Consider the following 25611-nt stretch of genomic DNA (forward strand, 5'->3'; position numbering starts at 1 on the left):
GAAAGGAGCGCGGCAGCATAGGGCACAATCGAGGGCGCGTCGATTGGGGCGAGGGCATGGCCGCGTCCACGCCGCTCTCGTGTCCCGGACGCGCTGCAGCGTGAAACGCTGCTGCGCAGAGCCGGGACCCAGGAAGCCACGCAACTCGGTGCAACATGGGCCCCGGCTCTGCAGCGCATCGCTATGCGCTGCGCTGCGTCCGGGGCACGAGATGATCGATTTGGTGCGCACCTGCATCAACACCGTCATTGCGAGCGCAGCGACGCAATCCAGAATCCCTCTGCTGAAAGACTCTGGATTGCTTCGCTCGCAATGACGGTTGAGAGAGCCAGCCCTACCCCGCCGCGCTTGCGACCTTCGCCTGCTGTGCAGGCACTTCCGTCGTGGCGATCAGGCGTTTCAGCTCGGGGATGCAGGAGCCGCAATTGGTGCCGGCCTTGAGCTTGGCGCCGATGTCGGCGGCCGTGCGCGCGCCGCCAGCGATGCTGTCGCAGATGGTACCGCGGCCGACGCCGAAGCAGGCGCAGACGATCGGGCCGGTCGAGGCCGCGCCTTCGCTGGACCTGCCCGACAGCAGCATGCGGCGCTGCTCATCCGTGACCTGATCGGCCGCGAACAGGCTCTTCACCACCTCCCAGTCGCCGGCATCGTGCGCGGGGCCGACGAACAGGCAGGTCTCGATTCGATCCCCAACAAACGAAGCCGCGCGAAAAACCCCGCCGCCGAAATCGCGATATTCGGCAACGTCCTCTCCGGCGACGCTCTCGAGCCAGGCGGGCCAGCGGGCGAGATCGGCATTGTCGGCGAACAGATAGCCGAAGCCGCCGCTGACGGTCACGCGCGTCCACAACAGGTTCTGCGGCAGATCGAGCGGCTTGCGCGACAATGCAAAGCCGCGGAAGACGAATTCGTAAGGCGCGATCGCGGCCGGCGTCGCCTTGGCTTCCGGCTGCCCCGAGAATGGATCGGTGAAGGACTGCACAAGCGCGCCGATGCGGCCGTGCGAGGCGTTCGTCGCGCTCCAGTGGATCGGCACGAACAGCGTGCCGCGCTGCTGCCGCTCACTGACGACGACCTTGAGGATGCACTGGCCGTAATCGGTGGTGATACGGGCATAGCCGTCATGGGCGATGCCGTATTTGCCGGCGTCGTCGGGATGGATCTCGACGAAAGGCTCGGGCAGATGCGCGCCCAGGCGCTGGCTCAGGCCGGTGCGCGTCATGGTGTGCCACTGGTCGCGGATGCGCCCGGTGTTGAGCCTTAAGGGGCGCGACGGACCGGTCTCGCCGCGCAGCGCCGGCACCTCCGGTGCTATGAAGCGGCCCTTGCCGTCATTGGTGAAGAAGCCGCCTTGCGCGAAGAAGCGCTCGCCGGGCGTCCCGCCCTCGCGCACCGGCCATTGCACCGGCTTCAAACCATCGAAGGCTTCGTCCGACAGCGAGGTCAGCGCGCCGATGTCGAAATCGCGGCTGCCATTGTTCTCGAACGCCGAGAGCGCGGCATGCTCACGGAAGATATCGGCGGCCGATTTGTAATTGAAGCTGTCGCCGAAGCCGAGACGTTTTGCAGTCTCGCTCAGGATCCACCAGTCAGGACGCGCTTCCCCCGGCGCCGGCAGGAACGCGCGCTGGCGCGAGATGCGCCGCTCCGAATTGGTCACCGTGCCCGACTTCTCGCCCCAGGCCAGCGCCGGCAGCAGCACGTGCGGGCCGGCCGCGACGGTGTCGTTGGAGAGCACGTTCTCGGACACCACGAACAGCTCGAGCTTCTTCAGAGCGTCGCGCACCATGTCGGCATCGGGCAGCGACACCGCGGGGTTGGTGCCCATCACCCAGAGCGCCTTGACCTCGCCGCGGTTGATCGCCTCGAACAGCTGCACCGCTTTCAGCCCCTCATGGGTGGCGATGCGCGGCGCCTTCCAGAACCGCCTGACGCGGTCGATGTCGGGCGGCGTGAAGCCCATATGGGCGGCGAGCATGTTGGCGAGGCCGCCGACCTCGCGGCCGCCCATCGCGTTGGGCTGGCCGGTCAGCGAGAACGGCGAGGCGCCCGGCTTGCCGATCCGCCCCGTGGCGAGATGGCAGTTTAGGATGGCGTTGACCTTGTCGGTGCCTTGCGCCGACTGGTTGACCCCTTGCGAATAGAGCGTGACGACCTTCTCGGTGTCACGGAACATCCTGAAGAAGGCGGCGACGTCCTGCTCGGAGAGGCCCGTGGCGAGCGCGGTCGCAGTGACGCTGCCGGCGATGTTGCGCGCGCGCGCCAGCGCATCATCGAAGCCCGACGTGTTCTGCGCGATGTAATCCTGGTCCAGCACGCCATTGTCGGCGAGATGCACGAACAGGCCGGAGAACAGCGCGGTGTCGGTGCCGGGCTTGAGGCCGAGGAACAGGTCGACATCGCTGGCGGTATCGGTGCGGCGCGGATCGATCACGATCATGCGGGCGCCGCGCTCCTGCCTGTTCTTCAGCATGCGCTGGAACAGCACCGGATGGCACCAAGCCGCGTTCGAGCCGACGAAGACGAGCAGATCGGCCTGGTCGAGATCCTCATAGCAGCCAGGCACCGTGTCGGCGCCGAAAGCGCGGCGATGGCCCGCAACCGAGGACGACATGCAGAGGCGGGAATTGGTGTCGACATTGGCGGTGCCGACAAACCCCTTCATCAGCTTGTTGGCGACGTAATAGTCTTCGGTGAGGAGCTGGCCGGAGAGATAGAACGCGACCGCGTTGGCCCCATCGCGCGCCACGATGTGCTGCATGCGGTGGGCGACGTGGTCCAGCGCATCGCTCCAGGCGACCCGCTCCAGCACGCCCTTGCAGCGGATCATCGGATAGAGCAGCCGCCCTTCCAGGCCGACGGTCTCGCCGAGCGCGGAGCCCTTTGAGCACAGCCGGCCGAAATTGGCGGGATGATCGGGGTCGCCCGCGATCGCCGCGCCGCCCTTGCCGTCGGGCGTCGCCAGGACGCCGCAGCCGACGCCGCAATAGGGACAGGTGGTCTTGGTGGTGCGGAGATTTGGATCGATCGCCGTCATATCACGCCGCTTTCGAAGGCTGCGCCAGCGCGCGGCCGAACATCATGTCGGTGCGGATCGAAGCGACCTTGTCGCGATTGCGGATCAGCTCGAGATACCAGAGCGCATCGATCGTATCGCCGATCAGCACCGCGCCGGTGAGCCGACCGTCGGCGATGACGAGCTTCTTATAAGTGCCGCGCCTGCGATCCGACAGCACGAGGCTCTCGCTGCCCTCCCCGCCCATGAAGTCGCCGGCGGAGAACACGCTGACGCCGGAGACCTTCAGATTGGTCGAGACCACGCTGCCCTGATAGGCGGCGGGCCGGCCGGCCAGATGCCGCGCCAGCACGCGCGCCTGCTCGTAGGCGGGCTCGACCAGGCCATAGCAGGTGCCGCGATGCTCGGCGCATTCGCCGAGCGCAAAGATGTCGGACGCGGAGGTCTGCATCACGTCGTTGACGACGACGCCGCGGTTGACCGCGATCCCCGCCTCTTTCGCCAGCGCGACGTTCGGCTTGATGCCCGCGGCGAAGATCACCGCATCGGCCGCGATGCGACTGCCATCGGCGAGCTCGACCGCCTGGACGTGGCCGTCGCCGTGGATGCGGGCCGTCGCGGCATTGAGCAGGATGCGGATACCCTTGCGCTCGACCAGCGTCTTGAGCAGGTCGGCCGCGGGCGCGTCGAGCTGACGCTCCATCAGCCGGTCCATCAGATGCAGCAGCGTCACCGGTGCGCCGGCCTTGGCGAGACCGTAGGCCGCCTCTAACCCGAGCAGGCCGCCGCCGACCACGACGACGCGCTTCCTGGCCGCGGCCAGCGTCAGCAGCAGGTCGACGTCGCGGGTGTCGCGAAACGTGTGCACGCCGGCAAGATCGGCGCCCGGCACGTTGAGCCGCAGCGGCGTCGATCCCGTGGCGAGCACGAGCTTGGAATATTCCATGCTCTCCTCGCCCGCGATCTTGAGCTCACGGCGGCCGACATCGATCTCGCTGACGCGATAGCCGTAGCGCACCGTGACGCCGCGGTCTCGCCACCAACCGGCCGGCCGCAGCTCGATCTCGTGCGAGCCGGTCTCGCCCGCCAGCACGGAGGAGAGGAGCACGCGATTGTAAGCGAGCCGCGGCTCTTCGCCGATCACGGCGACCGCGTAGCGGCCGAGCGCGGTCTTGGCGAGCTCGTCGACCAGACGCGCGGCCGCCATACCGTTGCCGACGATGACCAGCGGTTCACTCACAACGCATCTCCTATTCGGCGGCCTGCGCTTGCGCGCCGTAGGCCTCGGAAATCATGTAGCCGGACAGCACGCCATAGGCGTCGGTCCACGCTGCGGCGAGTTCGGGCGTCCAGGCTTCGCCAAGGCCCTTCTCGAGGGTCCAAAGCAAGCTCGCGCCGACCACGGGGTAGTGCTCGGCCTTGGCGCCATAGTCGACGTGACGCTTGGCGAGCGCGGAGGCCGCGGGAAGAATCGACTCCAGATTCGACAGGCCGCTGATCACGGCGGCGAGCATGCCCATCAGCTTCTTGCGCTGCTCGGTCATGTCCTCGGGAAACATCCCCCGCACGGACGGCGCCACCTCGAACAAGCGGTCGTAGAACAGCACCGCAGCGGCTTCCGAAATCGGGGCGACCTTGGCGAAGCTCTGCTGAACGAGGGTGATCTGCTCGGGCGTCATGATGTTCTCCTGTCTGTTTCGGTCTGCCTTCGTCCGCGCCATTGCGGACAAAGTTCATGGGTCAAACGTCATCAGAGAGATTTCTCCCCGCGTACGGGGAGAAGCGACATTCGTGCCAATTTGTCGTGCTCACACACGCGCCTCGGCGAGGCTTGGCGCGCCCTCACCCTGCGGGCTGCGACGCAGGTAGAACCACCAGGTCAGAGCGAGGCAGGAGGCGTAGAAGCCGAGATAGACCACGAGCGCGAGCTGCGGCCCGCCGGTCATGGCGATCGACTTGCCGAAGCCGCTCGGGATCAGATAGCCGCCGACGGCACCGACTGCGCCGATGAAGCCGACGGCCGCGCCGCTCTCGATGCTCGCGGTCTTCAGGGCAGCGCTGCGTGCCGCATCGCCCTTGCCGCGCACCTTGAAAAGGTTCTCCTCGCGGAAGATCGAGGGGATCATGCGGTAGGTCGAGCCGTTGCCGATGCCCGTCGTCACGAACAGAATCAGGAACATCGACAGGAAGCCGATGAAATCCTTGTGTCCGACGAAATAGAGCGCGCCGACCGTGGCGCCCGCCATCACGATGAAATTCCAGAACGTGATGATGGAGCCGCCGACCCGGTCTGCGAGCCAGCCGCCGAGCGGACGCGACAGCGAGCCGACCAGCGGGCCGAGGAAGGCGATCGAGATTGTCACGGTGGGGAACTGCGTCTTGAGCAGCAGCGGAAACGCCGCCGAATAGCCGATGAAGGACCCGAACGTGCCGATATAGAGATAAGCCATGATCCAGGTGTGCTTGCGCTTGACGATCGCGAGCTGGTTCTTCACCGACGATTTCGCCGTGGTGAGGTTGTTCATGAAGAACACCGCGCCGAACACCGCGATTGCGATCGGCAGCACCCACATCAGGCCGGCATTCTGCAGGAAGATGCCGTCAACAGGCGTCGCCTGATACAGGTTGAAGACGGCGAGCGTCATCAGGATCGGGGTCAGGAGCTGCACGCTGGAGACACCGATATTGCCGCCGGCCGCGTTGAGGCCCAGCGCCCATCCCTTCATCCGGTCGGGAAAGAAGAAGGAGATGTTGGTCATGCTGGAGGCGAAATTGCCGCCGCCGAGACCTGCGGTCGAGGCGACCAGCAGCATGAGCCAGAACGGCGTGTCGGGCTGGCTGACGAAATAGGCAAGCGACAAGGTCGGGATGAACAGGATCGCCGCGCTGAAGATGGTCCAGTTGCGGCCGCCGAACGTCGTCACCGCGAAGGTGTAGGGAAAGCGCATGAAGGCGCCGATCAGGCCCGGCACGGCGACGAGCTGGAACAGCTGGTCGGTGGTGTAGTGGAAGCCGGCCTGCGGCAGCTTGGTGGTGACGATGCTCCAGATCAGCCAGACGGAGAAGCCGATATGTTCGGCGACGATCGACCAGATCAGATTGCGCCGCGCGATCGACTTGCCGGTCGTGTTCCAGAACGCCTCATCCTCGGGGCGCCAGTCTGAAATCCAGCTGGAGTTCAGGGTCGGATTCTTCGTCATTGCGTATCCCTTCCAGGCTCACCGCTGCGTCGTTGCAGGCTCTGCCTCCGGTCACGGAGGCGCGCTCCGAGGCTTCACCCCCGGTGGCGAGATCACGATGCTGATTGATGATGTTGAGGGACGTCGTCGTTGGCGTCGCGCAAAGACGTTTCAATTTCCGTGCCAGTTGCGCGCACGCAGGAAACACAGGGATTTCAGGATGTTATTCGTATTGCCCGAATTGTTTGCAGGGCTTTTCCGCACGCTAAATTTGCGTTTCGCTCAATCCCTGTGCGACGCACAAGGATTGAGCTTGATGTCGATTAATTGGGCGCGGGCAGATCTCGCGTGAACGCGTGACTTACGCGGCTTCGACGAAGCGATGACGCTCGTAGAGGAATTCGAGCACGCGCTGGCGGCACTTCAGATAAGTGGCGTTGGTGGCGAGGTCGAGCCGCTTGCGCGGCCGCGCCAGCGGCACCTCCAGCACCTCGCCGATGCGCGCGCTCGGTCCGTTGGTCATCATCACGATGCGATCAGATAGGAGCACGGCTTCGTCGACGTCGTGGGTGATCATCAGGATGGTATTGCCGAGCTTCTGATGCAGCGCCATCACCGAGTCCTGCAAGTGGGCGCGGGTCAGCGCGTCGAGCGCGCCGAACGGCTCGTCGAGCAGCAGCACCTTCGGCTCCATCGCCAGCGCCCGGGCGATGCCGACGCGCTGCTTCATGCCGCCGGAGATCTCCGAAGGACGCTTGTCCCTGGCATGGGCCATCTGCACGAGGTTGAGATTGTGCATCACCCAGGCGTCGCGCTCGGCACGGGACTTGGTCTTGGCAAAGACCTTGTCGACGCCGAGCCTGACGTTTTCGTAGACGGTCAGCCATGGCAGCAGGCTGTGGTTCTGGAACACCACGGCGCGATCGGGCCCCGGCGAGTTCACCTCGCGGTTTTCCAGCAGCACGCCGCCCGTGGTGGCGCCGGTCAGCCCTGCGATGATGTTGAGCAGGGTCGACTTGCCGCAGCCGGAATGGCCGATGATCGAGACGTATTCGCCCTTCTCGATGGTCAGGTTGATGTCCTTCAGCACCTCCGTGCTGGCGGCGCCGCGGGTGAAGACCTTGTCGATGTGGTCGAGCTTCAGATAGGCGGTCATGTGCCCTCCCCTCTCAGTTCTGCGCGGTGCCGCGGGTGACGATCTTGCCGAGCCCCGCGATCAGGCGGTCCAGCACGAAGCCGACGATGCCGACATAGAACAGCGCCAGGACGATCTCGCTGATATGCGAGGAGTTCCAGGCGTCCCAGATGAAGAAGCCGATGCCGACGCCGCCGATCAGCATTTCGGCGGCGACGATCGCGAGCCAGGACAGGCCGATGCCGATGCGCAGGCCCGTGAAGATGTAGGGCGCCGCCGCCGGGATCATGATCTTTGCGAAGAATTCCAGCGGATTGAGCTGCACCACCGCGGCGACGTTGCGATAGTCCTGCGGGATGTTGCGGATGCCGACCGCGGTGTTGATGATGATCGGCCAGATCGACGTGATGAAGATGACGAAGATCGCGCTAGGCTGGCCGTCGCGGAAGGCCGCGAGCGAGAGCGGCAGCCAGGCCAGCGGCGGAATGGTGCGCAGCACCTGGAACAGCGGATCGAGCCCGCGCATCGCCCAGACCGACTGTCCGACCAGCACGCCGAGCGCGATGCCGGCGATGGCCGAGAGCGAGTAGCCGAAGGCGACGCGCTGGAGACTGGCGGACAGGTGCCAGAACAGGCCTTTGTCGATGCCGCCATGATCGAAGAACGGATCGAAGATCAGCTCCTTGGTATCCGCAAATACTTTTGAGGGCGGCGGCAGCGCCGAACCGGCTCTCCTGCAGACCAGCTCCCACACCAGCGTCAGCAGCGCGATCACGACCAGCGGCGGGATCACGCGCACGGCTGTCTCGCGCGCCATGCGTGCGTAAGTTTCAGCGCGCGGGGGACGCTTGGGCGTCAGCGCGACGACCGGCGCAATCGTTGCGGCAGGCGTCGCAGTCTCAACCTCGATCTTGGTGGCGGTCATGTTCATCGCTATCTCTCTCCGGCGTGGCAAGGACGATGCGGCCGCCCCCTAAAGGCGGCCGCAGGGCTCCATCAGACTTCGACGCGCTTGATCGCGAGCGACTTCAGATAGGCGGCCGGATTTTCCGGATCGAACACCTTGCCGTCGAAGAAGGTCTCCTTGCCGCGCGAGGTGGAGGCCGGAATGTCGGCGGCGGCAACGCCCAGGGTCTTGGCCGCATCCTTCCAGAGGTCCTCGCGGTTGACCTTGGCGATAAGCGCCTTGCTGTCGAAGCCGGCCTCGTATTTGCCCCAGCGGATGTCCTCGGTCATGAACCAGAGATCGTGGCTCCGGAACGGATAGGAGGCATGATCGCGCCAGTACTTCATGATGTGCGGCGAGTTCTCGACCACCTTGCCGGGAATGCCGTAGTCGAACTTGCCCTTGGCACGATCGGCGATGTCCTCGACCGGGCAGTTGATCCACTGGCGCTTCGCCATGATGGTGGCGAGCTCTTCCTTGTTCTCCATCTTGTCGGCCCATTGCTGGGCCTCCATCACGGCCATCAGGATCGCCTTTGCAGCCTTGGGGTTCTTGTCGACCCAGGCCGCTCGCATGCCGAACGACTTTTCGGGATGCTTGCTCCAGATCTCGCCGGTGTTGACGGCGGTATAGCCGATCTTCTGGTGGACCAACTGCCCGGGCCAGGGCTCGCCGACGCAGAAGGCGTCCATGGTGCCGACCTTCATGTTCGCCACCATCTGGGGCGGCGGCACGGTGATGGTCTCGACGTCCTTGTCGGGGTCGATGCCGCCGGCGGCGAGCCAGTAGCGGATCCAGAGGTCATGCGTGCCGCCCGGGAAGGTCATCGCGACCTTGGCCGACTTGCCTTCGGCCTTCTTCTTCTCGAATGCGGCCTTGAGCACCGAGGCGTCCGCGCCAACCTTGAGGTCGGCATATTCCTTGGCGACCGAGATGCACTGCGCATCGAGATTGAGCCGCGCCAGGATGTACATCGGCGTCGGCTGGTTGTTCTGCGTCACCTTGCCGGCCGAGATCAGGTACGGCATCGGGGTGAGGATGTGCGCGCCGTCGATGCCGTTGCCTTCGGAGCCGAGCACGAGGTTGTCGCGCGTGGTGCCCCAGGATGCCTGCTTCTGCACGTCGGTGTCGGGCACCCCGTGCTTTGCGAAGAGGCCCTTGTCCTTGGCGACGAACAGCGGGCCGGCGTCGGAGAGCGCAATGAAGCCGAGCTTGGCGCCCTTGACCTCGGGGCCTCCGTCCTGCGCGAAGGCGCCGGCGGGGAAATTCAGCTTGGCGGCGGCGAGCAGTGCGGCGGTCGAGCCGGTGGCTTTCAACAATTGACGGCGGCTGAGGCCAGTCTCGGAGGGCCGGCGAATGCGCTTGGTCATAGGTCGTGTCGTCCTTTTGCGTCGTTGCGGAATGATTGCGTCAGTGCGCACGAGCAGCCCGTCCGTCCGTGACGCCAGAAAAAGGCGCATGCGAACGCGCGACGGGGAGACCCCGTTTGGGTGCGTCAGCAATTCGGATGAGAAGTCTCGCGGGACGGCTTCAATGGCGTCGGCCTGGAACTATTCAAGCTTCATGCCAAGCCTGCCACCGTCAAAAATGATGGATAATCAGATGCTTGGTAATTTCGCGTCTGACCAACGCAGCCCTGTTCCGCACGCGAAGTTTGCGATCTGCTCAATCCTTGTGCGCCGCACAAAAGTTGTGCAGCCGCTCAAGCAAGAGGCGGCGCAGTTTTGCCAATCATCCCCCTGCAGCTGACATCCAGCTGAATTTGCTCGCTTTTTCGATCGACGCACCACGGCACACAAATTGCTTCTGAGGTTGCGTCAACGACGACTGCGGCTTGGCCGCATTGATGCAGCCTCTGGCGGCTGCATCCCGGAAGCTCACCTGCTTCGCGGTCTCCGGCTTCAGAGTCCTCGTGACGCGATTCCCAAGGCTTCCAGACTTTCCATAGCCCTCGTGCGCGGCAGGCTGCCCGCACGGCCGATGACGTTCAGCCGCGCCCTCGTCGGGGGGCGTGTCGATCTCACTTACGAGCAAAAGGAACCATTGATGTCGTATCTCGCGCCTTCGGAATTCGTCACCAAGATGGTGGATGCGGGCGAGTCCAAGATCTTCATGTCCACCCGGGATACCATCATCCGCGCCTATATGGCCGGCGCGATCCTGGCCCTCGCAGCCTGGTTTGCCGTCACGATCACCGTGAACACCGGCCAGCCGCTGGTCGGCGCGCTCTTGTTCCCGGTCGGCTTCGTCATGCTCTATCTCCTGGGCTTCGACCTCCTGACCGGCGTGTTCGTGCTCTCGCCGCTCGCGCTGATCGACAAGCGCCCGGGCGTCACGCTCAACGGCGTGCTGCGCAATTGGGGTCTCGTCTTCGTCGGCAATTTCGCCGGCGCCTTCACCGTCGCCTTCATGATGGCCTTCGTCACGACCTTCGGCTTCACGCAGGCGCCCGACAAGGTCGGCGCCGCCATCGGCAATATTGGCGAGGGCCGAACCCTTGGCTATGCCGCGCACGGCGCGGCCGGCATGGCGACGCTGTTCCTACGCGGCATGCTCTGCAACTGGATGGTCTCGACCGGCGTCGTCGGCGCCATGATCTCGACCTCCGTGCCCGGCAAGGTGATCGCGATGTGGATGCCGATCCTGGTGTTCTTCTACATGGTGTTCGAGCATTCCGTCGTGAACATGTTCCTGTTCCCGTCGGGCCTGCTGCTCGGCGCCAAGTTCTCGATCATGGACTATCTGATCTGGAACGAGATCCCGACCGTGCTCGGCAACCTCGTCGGCGGCCTCGCCTTCACCGGCATGACCCTCTATGCCACGCACGTCATGACCCTGCCGAAGCGTCAGGCGGAGAAGGCCGTGAAGCCCCGCGTTGCGGCCTGATCGAAAACGTCTCGACAGGGGAGCCTCGCCCGATCAGGGTGAGGCTCCTCCTTGCCGGGGATGGCGATGACCCGCGGACTCCTGATTTCAGTCGGCCAGCATTCCGACAAGGGCCGCAAGCCCATCAACCAGGACTTTCACGGCGTCCTGATTCCGGAAGAGCCGCTGCTCAGCCTGAAGGGCATCGCGGCGGTTCTCGCCGACGGAATTTCCTCGAGCACGGTAAGCCAGATCGCCAGCGAGTCGGCGGTCAAGAGCTTCCTGATGGATTATTACTGCACGTCGGAATCGTGGACGGTGAAGACCTCCGCCCGCCGCGTGCTGGAGGCGACCAATTCCTGGCTGCATGCGCAGACGCGCAAGAGCCAATATGCCTATGACCGCGACAAGGGTTATGTCTGCACCCTCAGCGCCATGGTCATCAAGGCAACCACCGCGCACATCTTCCATGTCGGCGATTGCCGCGTCTATCGCGTCGCCGGCAAGGCGCTGGAGCAACTGACCGACGATCACCGCATCATCGTCTCGTCCGAGCAGACATATCTCGGCCGCGCGCTCGGCATTAATCCGCAGCTCGAGATCGACTATCAGGCGATCGAAATCGAGGCCGGCGACACCTTCCTGCTGGCGACCGATGGCGCCTATGAATTCGTCGACTCCCGTTTCATCACGAGCGCGCTAAGCGAGCATGCAGCCGAGCTGGACGGGGCGGCGAAGGCGATCGTGGAGGAAGCCTATCGCCGCGGCAGCGACGACAACATCACCGTGCAGATCCTGCGGATCGATGCGGTGCCGCAGCGCGATCCGGCCGGCATCTTCAATCAGAGCTCGGAATTGCCGCTGCCGGCGCTGCCGGAGCCGCGGGCGATCTTCGACGGCTACCGGATCGTCCGCGAGATCCACGGCAGCAGCCGCAGCCATATCTACCTCGCCGTCGACACCGAGACCGAGCAGCCGGTCGCGCTCAAGCTGCCGTCGGTCGACCTACGCGACAACGCCGCCTATCTCAAGCGCTTCCTGATGGAGGAGTGGATCGCGCGCCGGATCGACAGCCCGCATGTGCTCAAACCGCTGTCGCAGTCGCGGCGACGCGGCTATCTCTACGTCGCGACCGAGTTCGTCGAGGGGCAGACCTTGAAGCAGTGGATGACCGACAATCCGCGGCCCGATCTCGAAACCGTGCGCGGCCTCATCGAGCAGATCGCCGCGGGCCTGCGCGCCTTCCATCGCATGGAGATGCTGCATCAAGACCTCAGGCCCGACAACATCCTGATCGACAAGACCGGCACCGCCAAGATCATCGACTTCGGATCGGTCAGGGTCGCCGGCGTGGCCGAGGCGGCGCCGCCGGGGGAGGCCGACGAAATCCTGGGCACCGTCCAATACACGGCGCCGGAATATTTCCTGGGGCAAGGCGGCTCGCCGCGCTCCGACATGTTTTCGCTGGCCGTGATCTGCTACCAGATGCTGACGGGAAAGCTGCCCTACGGCACCCAAATCGCCAAAATCCGGCGCAAGGCGGATGTGCGAAAGCTTAAATATCGCGCCGCCGACGATGACCGCAACGTTCCCGCCTGGGTCGACGGCGCGCTCCGGCGCGCGCTCCATCCCGATCCCTACAAGCGGCACGAGGATCTCTCGGAATTCATCTTCGAGCTTCGCACGCCCAACCCGGCCTATCTCGACACGCGCATCACACCGCTCCTGGAGCGCAGCCCGCTGATGTTCTGGAAGCTGACAACGGCGGCGCTCGCCTGCGCCGTCGTCGTGCTGCTGGCCTTGCTGCATGCGCGCTGATCGAGATTGCCGCTCGCCACATGATCAATAGCGAGCGGCGCAGCCAGCCCGCCTGCGCTTCTGCTCTGGCAAGCCTCAAACGGAGGCCGCGATCTCGGCGACGAAGTCGCGATAGGAGCGCAAGGGACGGCCCAGCATGCCGGTCAGACGCTCGACGTCGCCGGGCTCAGGGATCATCCCCTCGGTGAGGAAGCGCTCGCCCATCACCCGCATGTCGAAAGCCATCCAGGGCGGCATGAACTGCCTGAGGTTCTTCTCGAACCCCGCGGTATCGTCTCCGCCGTAGGCGATCGCGCGGCCGAGCACCTCCGACCAGATCGCGGCGGCCCTCGCGCCAGTGAGTGTCTCAGGGCCAACAAGATTGATGCGTTCGAGCGGAAGCGGCGCTGCGGATGTCTCGCGGCGGATCAGTTCGATCGCAGCGATCTCGCCGATGTCGCGCGCGTCGATCATCGCAAGGCCCTTGCTGCCGATCGGCATCGGGTAGACGCCATATCCGGTCACGGCATCCTTGATCATGAGCTCGTTGTTCATGAAATAGGCGGGCCGCAGGATGGTCGCCTTGAAGCCCATCTGCTCGATCATGCGCTCGACCCCGAACTTGCCGGCGAAGTGCGGCACATTCACGTAGAGGTCGCTGTGAATGACCGACAGATAGACGAACCGCTCGATGCCGGCTTCGCGGGCAAGGTTGAGCGCAGTCAGCGCCTGAGTGAATTCGTCGGGCACCACGGCGTTGAGCAGGAACAGCGTCGAGACGCCCGAAAACGCAGCGCGCACGGAATCGACGTCCAGCAAGTCGGCTTGGGCGACCGCGACACCTGCCGGAAGGTTGGCCTTCTCGGGATTTCGGACGAGTGCGCGCACATCGGCGCCGCGCTTGACGAGTTGCTCAACGACGTTGCGGCCGATGGTGCCGGTGGCGCCGGTAACGAGGATGGTCATGGGATCACTCCGGTTGGGTTTTGGAAGACACCCGGAAACTAATGATCCACATGCGAGCCGATAGACGTTATATTTGGACAGACCGTCTCATTGGTGGAACAGATGGATTTGCTTGCGCTTGCCGATTTCAATCTCGTCGCCCGTCACGGAGGGTTCGGAAAGGCCGCGCGGGCAGCGGGACGTCCGAAAGCGACCTTGTCTCGACGTGTGTCTGAACTGGAGAGCAGTCTTGATCTGCGTCTGTTCGAGCGCGGCGGGCGCACGCTCAAGCTCACCCAGGAAGGGCGCACGCTCTATGAGCGGACGGGCGCACTCCTCACCGAGCTCGACGAGACCGCGGCCGCGATCGCCTCGGGTGGGGACAAGCCAAAGGGCAGGTTGCGGATCAGCGCACCCCTGCTCTTCTCGCAAACCGCGATGGGCCGTCTCGCGGCCGGCTTCGCCGTTCGGCATCCGCAAGTCCGGCTCGAAGTTACGACCGATGACCGTTACGTCGACATGATCGAGGAAGGCTTTGATCTCGTGATCCGGGTCAATCCCGATCCGGATGAAAGCCTGGTCGGCCGCATCTTCTTGCGCGACCGAATGCTGGTCGTCGCCAGCCCCGCTCTGAAGCACCCGAGAGGAAACCTCGCCGTTCCGGCCATCGTGCGCGGCGATGACAAAGCTGCGGTTTGGGACATCAGACGGCCAAGCGGCCCATCGCGCATCGCGATCGATCCTGTGCTTCGACTGTCATCCCTGATGATGGTTCGCGATGCCGTGAGAGCCGGTATCGGCGCTGCAAGGCTGCCGCTGTCGCTCGTCAGCCACGATCTTGCCGCCGGCACGCTCGTTCGCTGGGGCGACGTCGAGGGAGCCGACATCGCCCTGTGGACGCTCTATCCCTCGCGGCGATTGCTCAGTGCGCGCGTCTCCGCTTTCCTCGATTATCTGAAAGACGCCTTTCCAAAGGGTACGCCCGACGAGTTGGCAGCCTATCTCGGGGGATGACTGAGATTTCGCATCCTCACGCCGGCTCGGTCGCCTTCACCCCGAGCGGCTTCGGCGCCATGCCGCCGCCGGGCTTGAGGTGGAATTCGTAAGTCATCAAATGCCACTGCCCGTTCGCCTTGGTGCCGTCGGGCATTGTGGGATCATTGCGCGGCTCGACCTTGGCGACGAGATCGTCCTTCACGCCGAACACCACGTCGGAATCGAGATATTTGTCACCGTCCATGAAGACGTGGGTGATCAGCGGCTCATGGCCCTTGGCATTGACCAGGAAGTGCACGTGCGCCGGGCGCATCGGGTGGCGGCCGGTCTGCACGATCATCTCGCCGACCGGACCATCGGTCGGGATCGGATAGCTGCACGGCAAGATGGTGCGGAAGAAGAAGCGGCCATCGTCGTCGGTGATGAAGCGCGCCCGCGCCGAGGCGCCGACCTCGTCGTAGTTCGGCTTCTGGGAATCGTAGAAGCCGTCGTCATCGGCGTGCCAGACGTCGACGGGAACGCCGGCGAGCGGCTTGCCCTCGAGATCGGTGACGCGGCTCTCCACGAACATCCGCTCGCCCGTCTGGTTGTTCGGCGAGATGTCAGTGCCGTGCGCAGTCACCTTGTGCTCGCCGACATAGAACGGGCCGAGCACCGTGGTCTCCGTGGCACCGTCGCGATCCCTGTGATTGACGGCGTCGACCAGCATGGAGACGCCGAGCACATCGGACAGAAGGATGAATTCCTGGCGGGTGTCGGTGCATTTCTGCCCGGTCCGGGTCAGGAAATCGATCGCGTATTCCCATTCCTCGAAGGTGAGACCGGTCTTGCTCACGTAATCGTGCAGCGACTTCACCAATTCCTGCAGCAGGAATTTCGCGCGCGTATCGGGCGTGTGGTCGAAGCTCCTGACGACGGCTTCGGTGAGTTCGGTCTCGGTGAACTGAGTCATGGTGCGTTTGCCCTCGCGTTCTTCTCGTTGGCCCTGGCGGGCTCCTTGCGTTCCGAGGCCGAGTCTACACCAGCCGGCCCGGCCCCGTTAAGCGCAACCGACTTGGAATGCGGCCGCCATTTCGGTATCAACGACAAAACGCCCGGAGGAACCGATGCTCGCCCCCACCCCCGCCTCGCCCGAATCCGTCGGCATGTCCAAGGCCGCGCTCGACCGCGTCGATGCACATCTCAAGCGCCGGTACATCGATGCCGGCCGTTTTCCGGGCACGCATCTTCTGGTCTACCGCCGCGGCAAGGTCGCACACAGCTCAGTGCAGGGCTTTGCCGATGTCGAGCGCAAGGTGCCGGTGAAGGACGATACGATCTATCGCATCTATTCCATGACCAAGCCGCTCACCAGCGTCGCCTTCATGATGCTGGTCGAGGAAGGCCTCGTCGCCATCGACGAGCCCGTCGCCAAATACATTCCGGAGTGGAAGGACCTCGGCGTGTTCGTCGCCGGCACCTACCCGGCGTTCCTGACCCGGCGGCCGTCCCGGCCGATGCTGATCGTCGACCTCTTGCGCCACACGTCTGGGCTCACCTATGGCTTCCAGCAACGCTCCAACGTCGATGCCGCCTATCGAACTGAAAAGATCGGCGAGGTCGAGAAGTCAGGCACACTCCAAACCATGATCGAAGGCCTGGCCAAGATCCCGCTGGAGTTTTCGCCGGGCGAGTCCTGGAATTACTCCGTTGCGACCGACGTGATCGGCTATCTCGTCGGCAAGATCTCCGGCGTGCCGTTCGAGCAGTTCTTGAAACAGCGCATCCTCGATCCCTTCGGCATGATCGACACCGACTTCCACGTGCCGGCCTCGAAGGCACATCGCTTCGCAGCCTGCTATTCCGCCGATCCCGGCGGCGGCATGACCTTCCATGCCGGCCAGCGACGCGAAGGCCTGACGCTGCAGGACGACCCGGCAACGAGCTCGTTCCTGTCGCCCCCCTCGTTCATCTCCGGCGGCGGAGGCCTGTGCTCGACGGTCGCCGACTATCTCACCTTCTGCCGCACGCTGCTCAATGGCGGCGAGCTCGGCGGCGTCAGGCTGATCGGCCCGAAGACGCTGGCCCTGATGACGACCAACCACATTCCGGGCGGCCGTGCGCTGCCGGAAGTCTCGCGCTCGCTGTTCTCGGAAGCGACCTATAACGGCATCGGCTTCGGTCTCGGCTTCGCCGTCACCATGCGCCCGGCCGAAACGTTGATCGCCGGCAGCCCCGGCGAATACAATTGGGGCGGCGCCGCCACGACCTCGTTCTGGATCGATCCGGCAGAGGACCTGATCGCGATCTTCATGACCCAGGTGCTGCCGTCGAGCGCCTATCCGATCCGCCGCGAGCTGCGCAGCATGGTCTACGCCGCGATCACTGAAAGCAATCTGTAGCCCACCGGAACGGTCCCGCGGTCCACGACCGCGGGATCGCACGATCAAACGCTCATTTCAGCATTTCCGGCACAAGCAGGCGCGGCAGGAACAACGACACGCTGGGCCAAATGATCACCGCCGCCAGCACGAGCAGCATCGGGATCAGCATGATCACCGTGTCCTTCAGGGCATAGCGCAGCCGCACGCCCGCGATCGAACAGGCGATCATTAGACAGAGGCCGTAGGGTGGCGTCACCAGTCCGAAGGCCAGCGACACGATGGAGATGATCGCGAACTGGACTGGATGGAGATCGACCGACCTGGCGAGCGGCTCCAGCACGGTGCCGACAATGACGATCGCCGGGATCGCGTCGAGGAAGCAGCCCACAACCAGAAAGCAGAAGGCGATGAAGAAGCCCGCCGTGACCGTGCCCATGCCCCAGGTCGAGACATTCGCCAAAAGCTCCTGCGGGATCTTGTAGTAGGCCAGCAGCCACCCGAATGCACTTGCGGTGCCGACGCAAAACAGCGCCACGCCGGCAAGGCGCCCGGTGTCGAGCAGCGCCTTGTACAATTCCCGCAAGCCCGTCTCGCGGTAGAAGAACGCGGAGAGCACCACGGAATAAAGCACGGCGACGCAGGCGGACTCGGTCGCCGTGAACCAGCCGAGCAGAATGCCGCCGACGATGATGAACGGCGTCATCAGCGCCGGGATCGATCGCCAGATAGCGGATCCCATCTCGACCCAGGTCGATTTCGGATAGGTGGGGTAGCCGCGGCGCACGGCATAGATGTGCACCGTCACCATCTGCGCGCCCGCGATCAAAAGGCCCGGCACGATGCCGGCCAGATACATCGCCGCGATCGAGGTCGAGATCAGCCCGCCCCAGACGATCATCAGGATCGACGGCGGGATGATGACGGCAAGCACCGCCGACACCGCGGTGATGGCAATGGAGAACGAAAGGTCGTAGCCCTCCTTGTTCTGCGCATCGATGAAGATCTTGGACTGGCTGGCGGCATCTGCGGTCGAGGAGCCCGAGATGCCGGCAAAGAACACCGACAGCACCACGTTGATCTGCGCCAGCGATCCCGGCCAGTGCCCGACCATCGAGCGCGACAGCGCCACGAGGCGGTCGGTGATGCCACCGATGCTCATCAGGTTCGCCGTCAAGAGGAAGAACGGCACCGCGAGCAGAATGAACGAATTGTAGGCGTTGAAGGTCTCCTGCGCGAGCGTCATCAACGACAGGCGCGGCTCGATCAGAAGGATCGGCACGCAGGCAAGGCCGAGCGCGAAGGCGACCGGCACGCGCACGATCAGCAGCCCGATGAAGACCCCGAACAGCACCATGGCGGCCTGTCCGGCAGAAAGTACAGTGCCGTTCATTGCTGTGCCCCGACCAGAACGCGCAGTTCATCGAGCATCTGTTCGCCCGCAAACACGATCCAGGTCACGCCGGCCACCGGCCAGGCAACGTGGATCAGCCAGAGCGGCAGATCGGCCAGCTCCGACGTTCTGTTCCAGGCGAAGCGTGTGAATTCGATTCCGGCGGACACGAACACGATGGCCAGTGCCAGCACGCCGAGCCGCGCGAGGATCCGCACCGCAGCCTCCGACCGCCGCGACAAATCGGGCCACACGTCGACCTCGAAATGCTGAGCCTCGCGGATACCGACCATGGCGCCGATCATGATCGTCCAGATGAACAGGAATCGCGCCATCTCCTCGGTCCAGATGTAGGAGGGAATGAATGGCGTGTAGCGCGAGACGATCTGCAACGTGACGGGGATGACCAGGATGCCGACGCATGCGGCGAGCAGGAATTCCAGCAATTTCGCATAGGCCGCGGTGACGCGGCGCCACAGCGACGGTGTGGACGGGACGTGCATTTCGGACATTGGAGCTCCGTACGGCGCTCATCCGCCATGTCCGGACAGGAAGCGAGGCCTGCCCGGAATGCTATCGGCGGACAGGGCGGCCTCAGACGACGTTGATCTTCTCGAAGATGCCCTCCGCGCCGATCTCCTTGGCGTAGGTGGCCATCACGGGGTCGGCGAGCTTCTTCATGGCGTCCCGCTCCTCGAACGGAACGCGCTTGAGCTTGCCGGCCTTCTCCAGCGTGTCGAGCTTGACGACCTCCTCGCTCGACTCGAGCTGGCGGCCGTAATCGCCGGCCTCCTTGCCCGCCTTCATGATCGCGTCCTGCAGATCCTTCGGCAGGGTCTTCAGCGTCTTCACCGAGAAGCAGATCGGCCGGATCGACACGGCGTGCTGGGTCAGGTTGAGATGCGGCGCCACTTCATAGAACTTCATCGCCTCGACACCGGCCGCCTCGTTCTCGCCGGCCGAGATGACACCGTTCTGGATCGCATTGTAGACTTCGTTATAGGCGATCACGGTGGGGCTCATGCCGACGGCCGCAAAGGTCTTCGACCAGATCGGCGCGCCCTGCACGCGCACCTTGAGGCCTTTGAGATCGGCGAGGTTCTTGAGCGGCTTGTTGGCGAAGATGTTGCGGATGCCGCCGCCGGCATAACCGATCAGAACCACGTCCGCCTTGGCCGCGACCTCGTCGGCGACCGGCGCCAGGATATTGGCTTCGACCACCTTGTTCATGTGCTCGATGCCCTTGAACACGAAGGGCGCATCGATGAACGGGGCGGCCTTGGCGAAGGTCGACATGTGAGCCGGCGAGACGATGCCGTAATCGACTGCCTTGCCTTGCGACATGTACTCGAAATACTGCTTCTCGAGGCCGAGCGAGGAGTTCCTGTGCAGGGTGAAGTTGACGGGCTTGCCGTAATACTTCTTCACCAGCTCCTCGAACCGCAGCAGGGCCCGATTGAAGGCATGGTCGTCATTGAACTGCACGGCACCGTTCAGCGTGATCGGGGCTTGCGCCCTCAGGATCGACGGCATGCCGATGGCAGCTGCCGCAGTGGTTGCACCGATACCTGCGAGAAATGATCTTCGCTTCATCGTCTCCCCTCCCTTTGATGCTCCGGCCCTGTCGCCCGGCCGTGAGCGCAGCCGTTATGCGGCTTGCGAGAGGCAAGCGTATGAAAAACCTCGGCGGGACGGAAGTCATTTCGCGTGCGCTGGAGCTACCCCTTCGTCGCAGGACTGCACGTAAACGCCTGCTGCACTGCAACTCGCCACTTCGGTGTACGGCGGAGGCGCGAGGTCTCCGGCGATCAGGAGCGCGCTGGACGGGGGCCGGAACGACGCTGCCGCTGATCGTTTTCGCGGTGGGCCTTGCCAATTACAACTACCGTCAGGATCGCAGCGAGGCTGCGCGCCGTGTGCTGGAAACGGTGCGTAGCATGCGCATGGTGCTCGATGCCGAGGTGCAGCGGATCACGGGGGCTTGCCCCTGCCGCGCGGCGTCGTCTGCACTGTGACCTGCGCGCTGGAGGAGACGCTTTGATCCGCGGTCCACGCGCATATCGCAGCGCAACACGGGGTGCTGCGACAATTGCGCTTGCCCTCATCCAATCATCCGATGTTAAACATCCGATGATTGCGGCTGCCGGGCGTGGCAGCCAAATACAAACGAACCAGCCGCGACAGGCCGGACGGGAGAAACGTACGAGTGGCAAGAACGCGCCCGAGCCCCGTCGACAAGCCGATCAAGCCCGGCCGCATTCGCGCCGTGCTGACGACGCTCGGCCGGGAGATCGCGCAGGATCTCATTCCGGTCGGGACAGCCCTGCCGCCGGAGCCTGAGCTCGAAGCCCGCTTCGGAGTCGGGCGTGGCGTGGTGCGCGAAGCCATCAAGACGCTCGCCGCCAAAGGTCTGGTCAGCGTGCGGCCCCGCCACGGCACGCACGTGTTGCCGCGCCACGAATGGAGCCTGCTCGACCGCGACGTGCTGAGCTGGCTGGTCGGCCAGGACGAGCCGGATCGGGACCTTCTGCTGGCAATCCAGGAGGTGCGCTCGATCATCGAGCCCGCTGCCGCAGCGCTTGCGGCCGAGCGTGCAACAAGGAACGACCGCTGGCGGATCGGCACGGCCCTGGCGGCGATGCAGACTGCAAAGGACCAGGCCAGCGCCCTCGCTGCCGACAAGGCTTTCCATCTCGCCATCCTGGACGCGACCCACAATCCGGTCCTCCAGGGTTTTCGCGGCGCGATCGATACCATTCTGGGCACCGTCTTCACCGTTGCCGTCGGCGGCCCCGGCGGCTGGTTCAAGGACAATCTGCCGAACCACGTCATGGCGGCGCGGGCCATCGAGAGCGGCAACCCGGAGAAGGCGCGCGCCGCGATGGAACGGCTGCTGGGCTACACCCGATCGAAGCTGTCGAACCGAAAGACCATTATCGCCGCGGCGGCTCGCAAGGCGGACGGATCGACCCTGCGCGCCGTCAGGAAGCCGAGCCTCAACCGCAAGAGAAAGCGCCATGCACCGTGACATAAGGGGGCTCGGCCCGGATCCCCGCTCGGCGCGGATCGCGAGGAGGGTCGCAACCGATACAGATATGCGATTGCGCAAGACGCGGCTACGATACCAGCAATGATCAGTGGGAAATGCCGGTACAGGCATAGCTGAGCGTCAGGGAGGTCGAATGCAGCTGACGGGCAGTCTGAAAGGCCGATCGTCGCGGCTGATGCGCAGCGTCAACTCGCTGGCCGGCGCTGCAATGTTCGTCGCGCCGCTGCTTGCGCTGGTCGCGGTCTGGGCCGCCGTGATCCCGCTGTTCAACGTCAATCCGCGCGTATTTCCCTCGGTCGGCGCGGTCGGCACCGCCGCGCTTGACTCGATCCGGGACGGCACGTTGTTCGCGCATGTCGGCGCCAGTCTTTTGCGGGTCGGCCTGGGGACACTGATCGGCATCGCCACCGCGGTGCCGCTCGGCATCGCCATGGGCGTCAGCCCGACAGTCGCGGCCTTTCTCACGCCGCTGTTCCGGTTCTTCTCGGTGCTCGCCGGCATCGCCTGGATCCCGATCGCGACACTGTGGTTCGGTTACGGTTTCGGCGCGATCGTCTTCGTGATCTTCAACGCCGTATTCTTCGTCGTCGCCTACAACACGCTTCTCGGCGTCAGGACCATCCCGCACACGCTGCGCAACGCTGCCGCCTCGCTCGGCGCCGGCCGCTGGGCGCTGCTGACCGAAGTGCTGCTGCCGGGCGCGCTGCCCAATATCGTCACGGGCATTCGCACCGGCCTGGGCTTTGCCTGGCGCGGCCTGATCGCCGCGGAGATGATCGCGACCAATGTCGGACTCGGCTACATGCTGTTCGTCGCGCGCGATTTCTACCGCACCGAGGTGATCGTGTTCGGCATGATCGTGATCGGCGTGCTCTGGCTTCTGATCGACCGTCTGTTGCTGGTCCCGCTGGAACGCGCGACCATCGAGCGCTGGGGCATGGTGAGGCGCGCATGAACGTCCTGCTGCAAATCTGGGCCGGCTATGCCCGCCTGACCCGGCGCTGGCCGGGCATCGCCGCGATCATTCCCTTCATCCCGGTGCTGGCGCTCTGGACCGCGGTCAGCGAGGCCGGGCTGTTTCCACGCGCGTTCTTCCCCGGCCCGGCCGACGTCATCCGCGCATTCTTCACGCTGACCTACAAGGGTATCCTGCCCGACTATCTCCAGGACAGCCTGATCCGGCTCGCGACCGGCGCCGCGGTCGGCATGGCGCTCGGCATACCCTTGGGCATCCTGATCGGCACCAGCCGCTGGGCGCATCGCATCTGCTGGCCGGTGCTGCTGTTCTTCCAGGCCATCGGCGACATCGCCTGGCTGCCGATCCTTCTGATCTGGTTCGGCTTCGGTCTGACGACGATGACCTTCGTCATCGTCTACACCGTGCTGTTCCCCGTCGTGCTCAACACCGTGCTCGGCGTCGAATCGGTACCGCGCGATCTGTCACGCGCCGCCTTGAGCCTCGGGGCTTCGCGGGCGCGCGTGCTCTGGGAGGTGACGCTGCCGGGCGCGCTGCCCAACATCATCACCGGCCTGCGCAACGGACTCGGCTACGGCTGGCGCGCGCTGATTGCCGTCGAGATGATCGTCGGCACCTCAGGGATCGGCTTCATGATGTTCGATGCGCGCCGCGCCGGCTCGACCGTCGAGATCATCCTCGGCATGATCATTCTCGGACTGCTCTGGTACATCGTGGACGCCTGGATTCTCGCCCCGCTCGAGCGTGCGACCGGCCAGCGTTGGGGATTGGTGACATCATGAAGACGCTCTCGCTGCGCAATCTCGGCAAGACCTATTTCGACCCTTATGCAGGCGCGCATGTCACCGCCGTCCACGACGTCTCACTCGACGTCGAGCCCGGCGAGTTCATCTCGGTAGTCGGCCCCTCCGGCTGCGGCAAGACGACGATCCTGAACATGATCGCCGGCTTCATTCCCTATTCGAAGGGGGACATCCTGCTCGACGGCAAGCCGGTGCACGGGCCCGGCCCCGAGCGCGGCGTCGTGTTCCAGTCGTTCGCGCTGTTTCCCTGGAAGACCGTGCTCGACAATGTCGGCTTCGGGCCGAAGATGCGCGGCGTGCCGAAGGCCGAGCGCGACCGCATCGCGCATGAATATCTCGCGCTTGCCGGGCTCTCGCATGCGGCGCACCGCTATCCCAACGAGCTCTCCGGGGGCATGCAGCAGCGCGTCGGCGTGGTGCGCGCACTCGCCAACAACCCCGACGTCCTCTTGATGGACGAGCCGTTCGCCAGCGTCGACGCGCAGACGCGCATGACGCTCCAGGAGGAACTGACCCGCATCTGGCAGGAGCGCAAGCCGACGGTGATCTTCATCACCCATGACGTGTCGGAAGCGGTGTTTCTCGCCAACCGCGTCGTCGTGCTGTCGAAGGGACGCGTGCTCGACCAGGTCGCGGTCGACCTGCCGCGTCCCCGCATCTGGGACGATCTCGTCCGGGACGACCAGTTCAAGCAGCTTTCGGCGCGCGTGCTGCAGATGGTGCGCGCAGCATGAGCATCGCCGCCGACGTTCTTCGCTCGCCCAAGAGCCGTATCGTTCTCGGCGCGGTGGCCGCATGGGCACTGTTTCAGGTCTGGCTGACGGTGGCAGCGCCTGGAAAGATCTCGCCGCAGCTCGCGGGCACATCGGACAAGGTGAACGTGCAGATCGAGCTGCCGTTCAGGCCGGAGCGTTTCCACGTGCTCGCCTTCCAGCAATACGGACGCGTCTCGGGCACGGACGAGCATTCGATCGAGCTGCGCGGTGTCAAAAGAACGGACCTCAATGCCGTGGCCCGGCCCTATTGGGTGACGTCGGTGGGGCCGATAAAAGAGGGAGGCTGAGACTATGAAACGACTCTTGCTGCTTGGATTGGCGCTTCTGGCCGGCATGGTGCCGGCAAGCGCCCAAACCCTGACGAAACTCAAGGCCGGCATGGTCACTGGCATCGACCAGATTGGCCTGCCCATCGCGCTCGAGCGCGGCTTCTTCGAGAAGTACGGGCTCGACGTCACGATCGCACGCCCCTACGCCACCGGCGTCGACGCGCTGAACGCGTTGCAGGCCGGCGAGAGCGAGATCGTGCAGGTCGGCGTACCCATGATCGGCGCGGTGCTGCGCGGCATGGACCTCGTCGCGCTGGGCAATTACAGCGGCAACGCCACCAAGGCCGGCTCCGATGCCACGATGGCGATCATCGCGCGCGAAGGCTCGGGCATCGTCAAGGGCGACCTTTCGACGTTGAAGGGCAAGAAGATCGCGGCGTCGTTCGGCACGATCAACCATCTCTACATCCTGGCGACGCTGGAGAAGGCCGGACTGAAACCCGACGACGTAACATTGGTCAACACCCCGCCCCCGGACATGACCGTCGCCCTGCTCGCCAAGGGCATCGACGCGTTCTCGGGCTGGGACCCCTGGCCGATCGTCGCGGGCAAGGACGTGCCGGGCGCCGTCGAGATCATTCGGGGCGGCGACGTGATCTCCTATATCGGCTTCAACGTCGCGCTGCGCCCATGGGTGCAGGCCAACGGCGAGACCATCGAGAAATTCCTCGCCGCCGTCTCCGAGGCCGACCAATGGATGCGCAAGAACCCGAAGCTGGCGGCACAAGTCGCGACGCGCTGGATTCCAGGCCTGAAGCAGGAGGTCGCGGAGGCCGCGATGCAGTTCAACATCCAGCAGGCGGACCGCCGGCTGTCGGCGAACAACTACCGCGCGCTGTGGAGCGCCCAGGACCGGCTCACCCGGCTCGGCATCCTCAAATCGACCTTCGATGTCAATGCGCATATTGAGCCGAAGCACATTCTCAAGGTCATGAAAGACCGTCCTGAGCTGTTCGCCGACCTGCCGCCGATCCCGGAGACGGCGGCGATCACGCCGGGCTACGTGTTCAAGCCCTGAGCATTGTTGCAAACGTCCAGACCGGCGC

At 64.6% G+C, this 25611-nt stretch carries 24 protein-coding genes; 12 read left to right on the forward strand and 12 right to left on the reverse strand.

Annotated elements, in window-relative coordinates; translation table 11 throughout:
- Positions 1-334 precede the first annotated feature (334 nt).
- From ABIA45_RS15810 to ABIA45_RS15840, 7 genes are all read right to left on the reverse strand, one after another.
- A complete protein-coding gene (locus ABIA45_RS15810; protein WP_404652729.1) occupies positions 335-3037 on the reverse strand; it encodes a molybdopterin-dependent oxidoreductase in 2703 nt (900 codons plus the stop codon).
- Between the two features lies 1 nt (position 3038).
- On the reverse strand, positions 3039-4256 hold the full coding sequence (locus tag ABIA45_RS15815; RefSeq protein ID WP_404542711.1) for an NAD(P)/FAD-dependent oxidoreductase: 1218 nt from the start codon (positions 4254-4256) through the stop codon (positions 3039-3041).
- 10 nt (positions 4257-4266) lie between these two features.
- Entirely contained in the window at positions 4267-4695 is a 429-nt protein-coding gene (locus ABIA45_RS15820) for a globin family protein (protein WP_404542713.1), read from the reverse strand.
- A gap of 129 nt (positions 4696-4824) precedes the next feature.
- Positions 4825-6216 carry an MFS transporter gene (locus tag ABIA45_RS15825; RefSeq protein ID WP_404652730.1) on the reverse strand — a complete coding sequence of 464 codons (1392 nt, stop codon included), beginning with the start codon at positions 6214-6216 and terminating at the stop codon, positions 4825-4827.
- Between the two features lie 340 nt (positions 6217-6556).
- Positions 6557-7351, reverse strand: a complete 795-nt coding sequence (locus ABIA45_RS15830) for an ABC transporter ATP-binding protein (RefSeq protein WP_157281028.1) — start codon at positions 7349-7351, stop codon at positions 6557-6559.
- A gap of 13 nt (positions 7352-7364) precedes the next feature.
- Complete coding sequence (ntrB, locus tag ABIA45_RS15835; RefSeq protein ID WP_157281026.1) at positions 7365-8261, reverse strand: nitrate ABC transporter permease; 897 nt, start codon at positions 8259-8261, stop codon at positions 7365-7367.
- Between the two features lie 65 nt (positions 8262-8326).
- A complete protein-coding gene (locus ABIA45_RS15840; RefSeq protein WP_404652732.1) occupies positions 8327-9646 on the reverse strand; it encodes a CmpA/NrtA family ABC transporter substrate-binding protein in 1320 nt (439 codons plus the stop codon).
- A 163-nt stretch (positions 9647-9809) separates the two neighbouring features.
- On the opposite strand from ABIA45_RS15840, the gene ABIA45_RS15845 reads away from it, so the two are divergent.
- The 3 genes from ABIA45_RS15845 (at position 9810) to ABIA45_RS15855 (ending at position 12959) form a co-directional block, all read left to right on the forward strand.
- Positions 9810-10025 carry a hypothetical protein gene (locus tag ABIA45_RS15845; RefSeq protein WP_404652734.1) on the forward strand — a complete coding sequence of 72 codons (216 nt, stop codon included), beginning with the start codon at positions 9810-9812 and terminating at the stop codon, positions 10023-10025.
- Between the two features lie 297 nt (positions 10026-10322).
- Entirely contained in the window at positions 10323-11162 is an 840-nt protein-coding gene (locus tag ABIA45_RS15850) for a formate/nitrite transporter family protein (RefSeq protein ID WP_271545468.1), read from the forward strand.
- Between the two features lie 60 nt (positions 11163-11222).
- Positions 11223-12959 carry a bifunctional protein-serine/threonine kinase/phosphatase gene (locus ABIA45_RS15855; protein WP_271545470.1) on the forward strand — a complete coding sequence of 579 codons (1737 nt, stop codon included), beginning with the start codon at positions 11223-11225 and terminating at the stop codon, positions 12957-12959.
- Positions 12960-13034: 75 nt separating this feature from the next.
- Here ABIA45_RS15855 and ABIA45_RS15860 read toward each other — a convergent pair whose 3' ends face one another.
- Positions 13035-13904 carry an SDR family oxidoreductase gene (locus tag ABIA45_RS15860; protein WP_271545471.1) on the reverse strand — a complete coding sequence of 290 codons (870 nt, stop codon included), beginning with the start codon at positions 13902-13904 and terminating at the stop codon, positions 13035-13037.
- 102 nt (positions 13905-14006) lie between these two features.
- Between ABIA45_RS15860 and ABIA45_RS15865 the strand changes: the two genes are divergently transcribed.
- Positions 14007-14897 carry a LysR family transcriptional regulator gene (locus ABIA45_RS15865; RefSeq protein WP_404652737.1) on the forward strand — a complete coding sequence of 297 codons (891 nt, stop codon included), beginning with the start codon at positions 14007-14009 and terminating at the stop codon, positions 14895-14897.
- Positions 14898-14913: 16 nt separating this feature from the next.
- Here ABIA45_RS15865 and ABIA45_RS15870 read toward each other — a convergent pair whose 3' ends face one another.
- Positions 14914-15831: an intradiol ring-cleavage dioxygenase gene (locus tag ABIA45_RS15870; protein WP_404652738.1), complete on the reverse strand. Its 918-nt coding sequence runs from the start codon at positions 15829-15831 to the stop codon at positions 14914-14916.
- Positions 15832-15985: 154 nt separating this feature from the next.
- Here ABIA45_RS15870 and ABIA45_RS15875 point away from each other — a divergent pair, with 154 nt between their 5' ends.
- Positions 15986-17260: a serine hydrolase domain-containing protein gene (locus ABIA45_RS15875; RefSeq protein ID WP_404652739.1), complete on the forward strand. Its 1275-nt coding sequence runs from the start codon at positions 15986-15988 to the stop codon at positions 17258-17260.
- A gap of 52 nt (positions 17261-17312) precedes the next feature.
- On the opposite strand, the gene ABIA45_RS15880 is transcribed toward ABIA45_RS15875, so the two are convergent.
- From ABIA45_RS15880 to ABIA45_RS15890, 3 genes are all read right to left on the reverse strand, one after another.
- On the reverse strand, positions 17313-18632 hold the full coding sequence (locus ABIA45_RS15880) for a TRAP transporter large permease (protein ID WP_404652740.1): 1320 nt from the start codon (positions 18630-18632) through the stop codon (positions 17313-17315).
- Entirely contained in the window at positions 18629-19144 is a 516-nt protein-coding gene (locus ABIA45_RS15885; RefSeq protein WP_157281010.1) for a TRAP transporter small permease, read from the reverse strand. Before ABIA45_RS15885 ends, ABIA45_RS15880 begins: the two co-directional genes overlap by 4 nt.
- Positions 19145-19226: 82 nt before the next feature.
- Entirely contained in the window at positions 19227-20225 is a 999-nt protein-coding gene (locus ABIA45_RS15890) for a TRAP transporter substrate-binding protein (RefSeq protein WP_036004529.1), read from the reverse strand.
- Between the two features lie 80 nt (positions 20226-20305).
- On the opposite strand from ABIA45_RS15890, the gene ABIA45_RS15895 reads away from it, so the two are divergent.
- The 7 genes from ABIA45_RS15895 to ABIA45_RS15925 all read left to right on the forward strand — a co-directional run bounded on the left by ABIA45_RS15895 (position 20306) and on the right by ABIA45_RS15925 (position 25583).
- Entirely contained in the window at positions 20306-20647 is a 342-nt protein-coding gene (locus tag ABIA45_RS15895; protein WP_404652743.1) for a hypothetical protein, read from the forward strand.
- Positions 20648-20838: 191 nt separating this feature from the next.
- A complete protein-coding gene (locus tag ABIA45_RS15900; protein WP_404652744.1) occupies positions 20839-21660 on the forward strand; it encodes a FadR/GntR family transcriptional regulator in 822 nt (273 codons plus the stop codon).
- Between the two features lie 154 nt (positions 21661-21814).
- Positions 21815-22636 (forward strand): ABC transporter permease, encoded by an 822-nt coding sequence (locus tag ABIA45_RS15905; RefSeq protein WP_225127429.1) that lies wholly within the window; start codon positions 21815-21817, stop codon positions 22634-22636.
- Positions 22633-23439, forward strand: a complete 807-nt coding sequence (locus ABIA45_RS15910; RefSeq protein ID WP_036004520.1) for an ABC transporter permease — start codon at positions 22633-22635, stop codon at positions 23437-23439. Before ABIA45_RS15905 ends, ABIA45_RS15910 begins: the two co-directional genes overlap by 4 nt.
- Positions 23436-24194 carry an ABC transporter ATP-binding protein gene (locus tag ABIA45_RS15915; RefSeq protein WP_157281004.1) on the forward strand — a complete coding sequence of 253 codons (759 nt, stop codon included), beginning with the start codon at positions 23436-23438 and terminating at the stop codon, positions 24192-24194. The genes ABIA45_RS15910 and ABIA45_RS15915 overlap by 4 nt, the downstream gene beginning before the upstream one ends.
- On the forward strand, positions 24191-24523 hold the full coding sequence (locus ABIA45_RS15920; protein ID WP_404652746.1) for a hypothetical protein: 333 nt from the start codon (positions 24191-24193) through the stop codon (positions 24521-24523). Before ABIA45_RS15915 ends, ABIA45_RS15920 begins: the two co-directional genes overlap by 4 nt.
- A gap of 4 nt (positions 24524-24527) precedes the next feature.
- The gene (locus ABIA45_RS15925; RefSeq protein WP_036037747.1) at positions 24528-25583 is read left to right on the forward strand and encodes an ABC transporter substrate-binding protein; all 1056 of its coding nucleotides are present in this window, start codon (positions 24528-24530) and stop codon (positions 25581-25583) included.
- Positions 25584-25611: the final 28 nt, after the last annotated feature.

Source organism: Bradyrhizobium sp. USDA 336 (genome assembly GCF_044908355.1).
GTDB lineage: Bacteria > Pseudomonadota > Alphaproteobacteria > Rhizobiales > Xanthobacteraceae > Bradyrhizobium > Bradyrhizobium yuanmingense.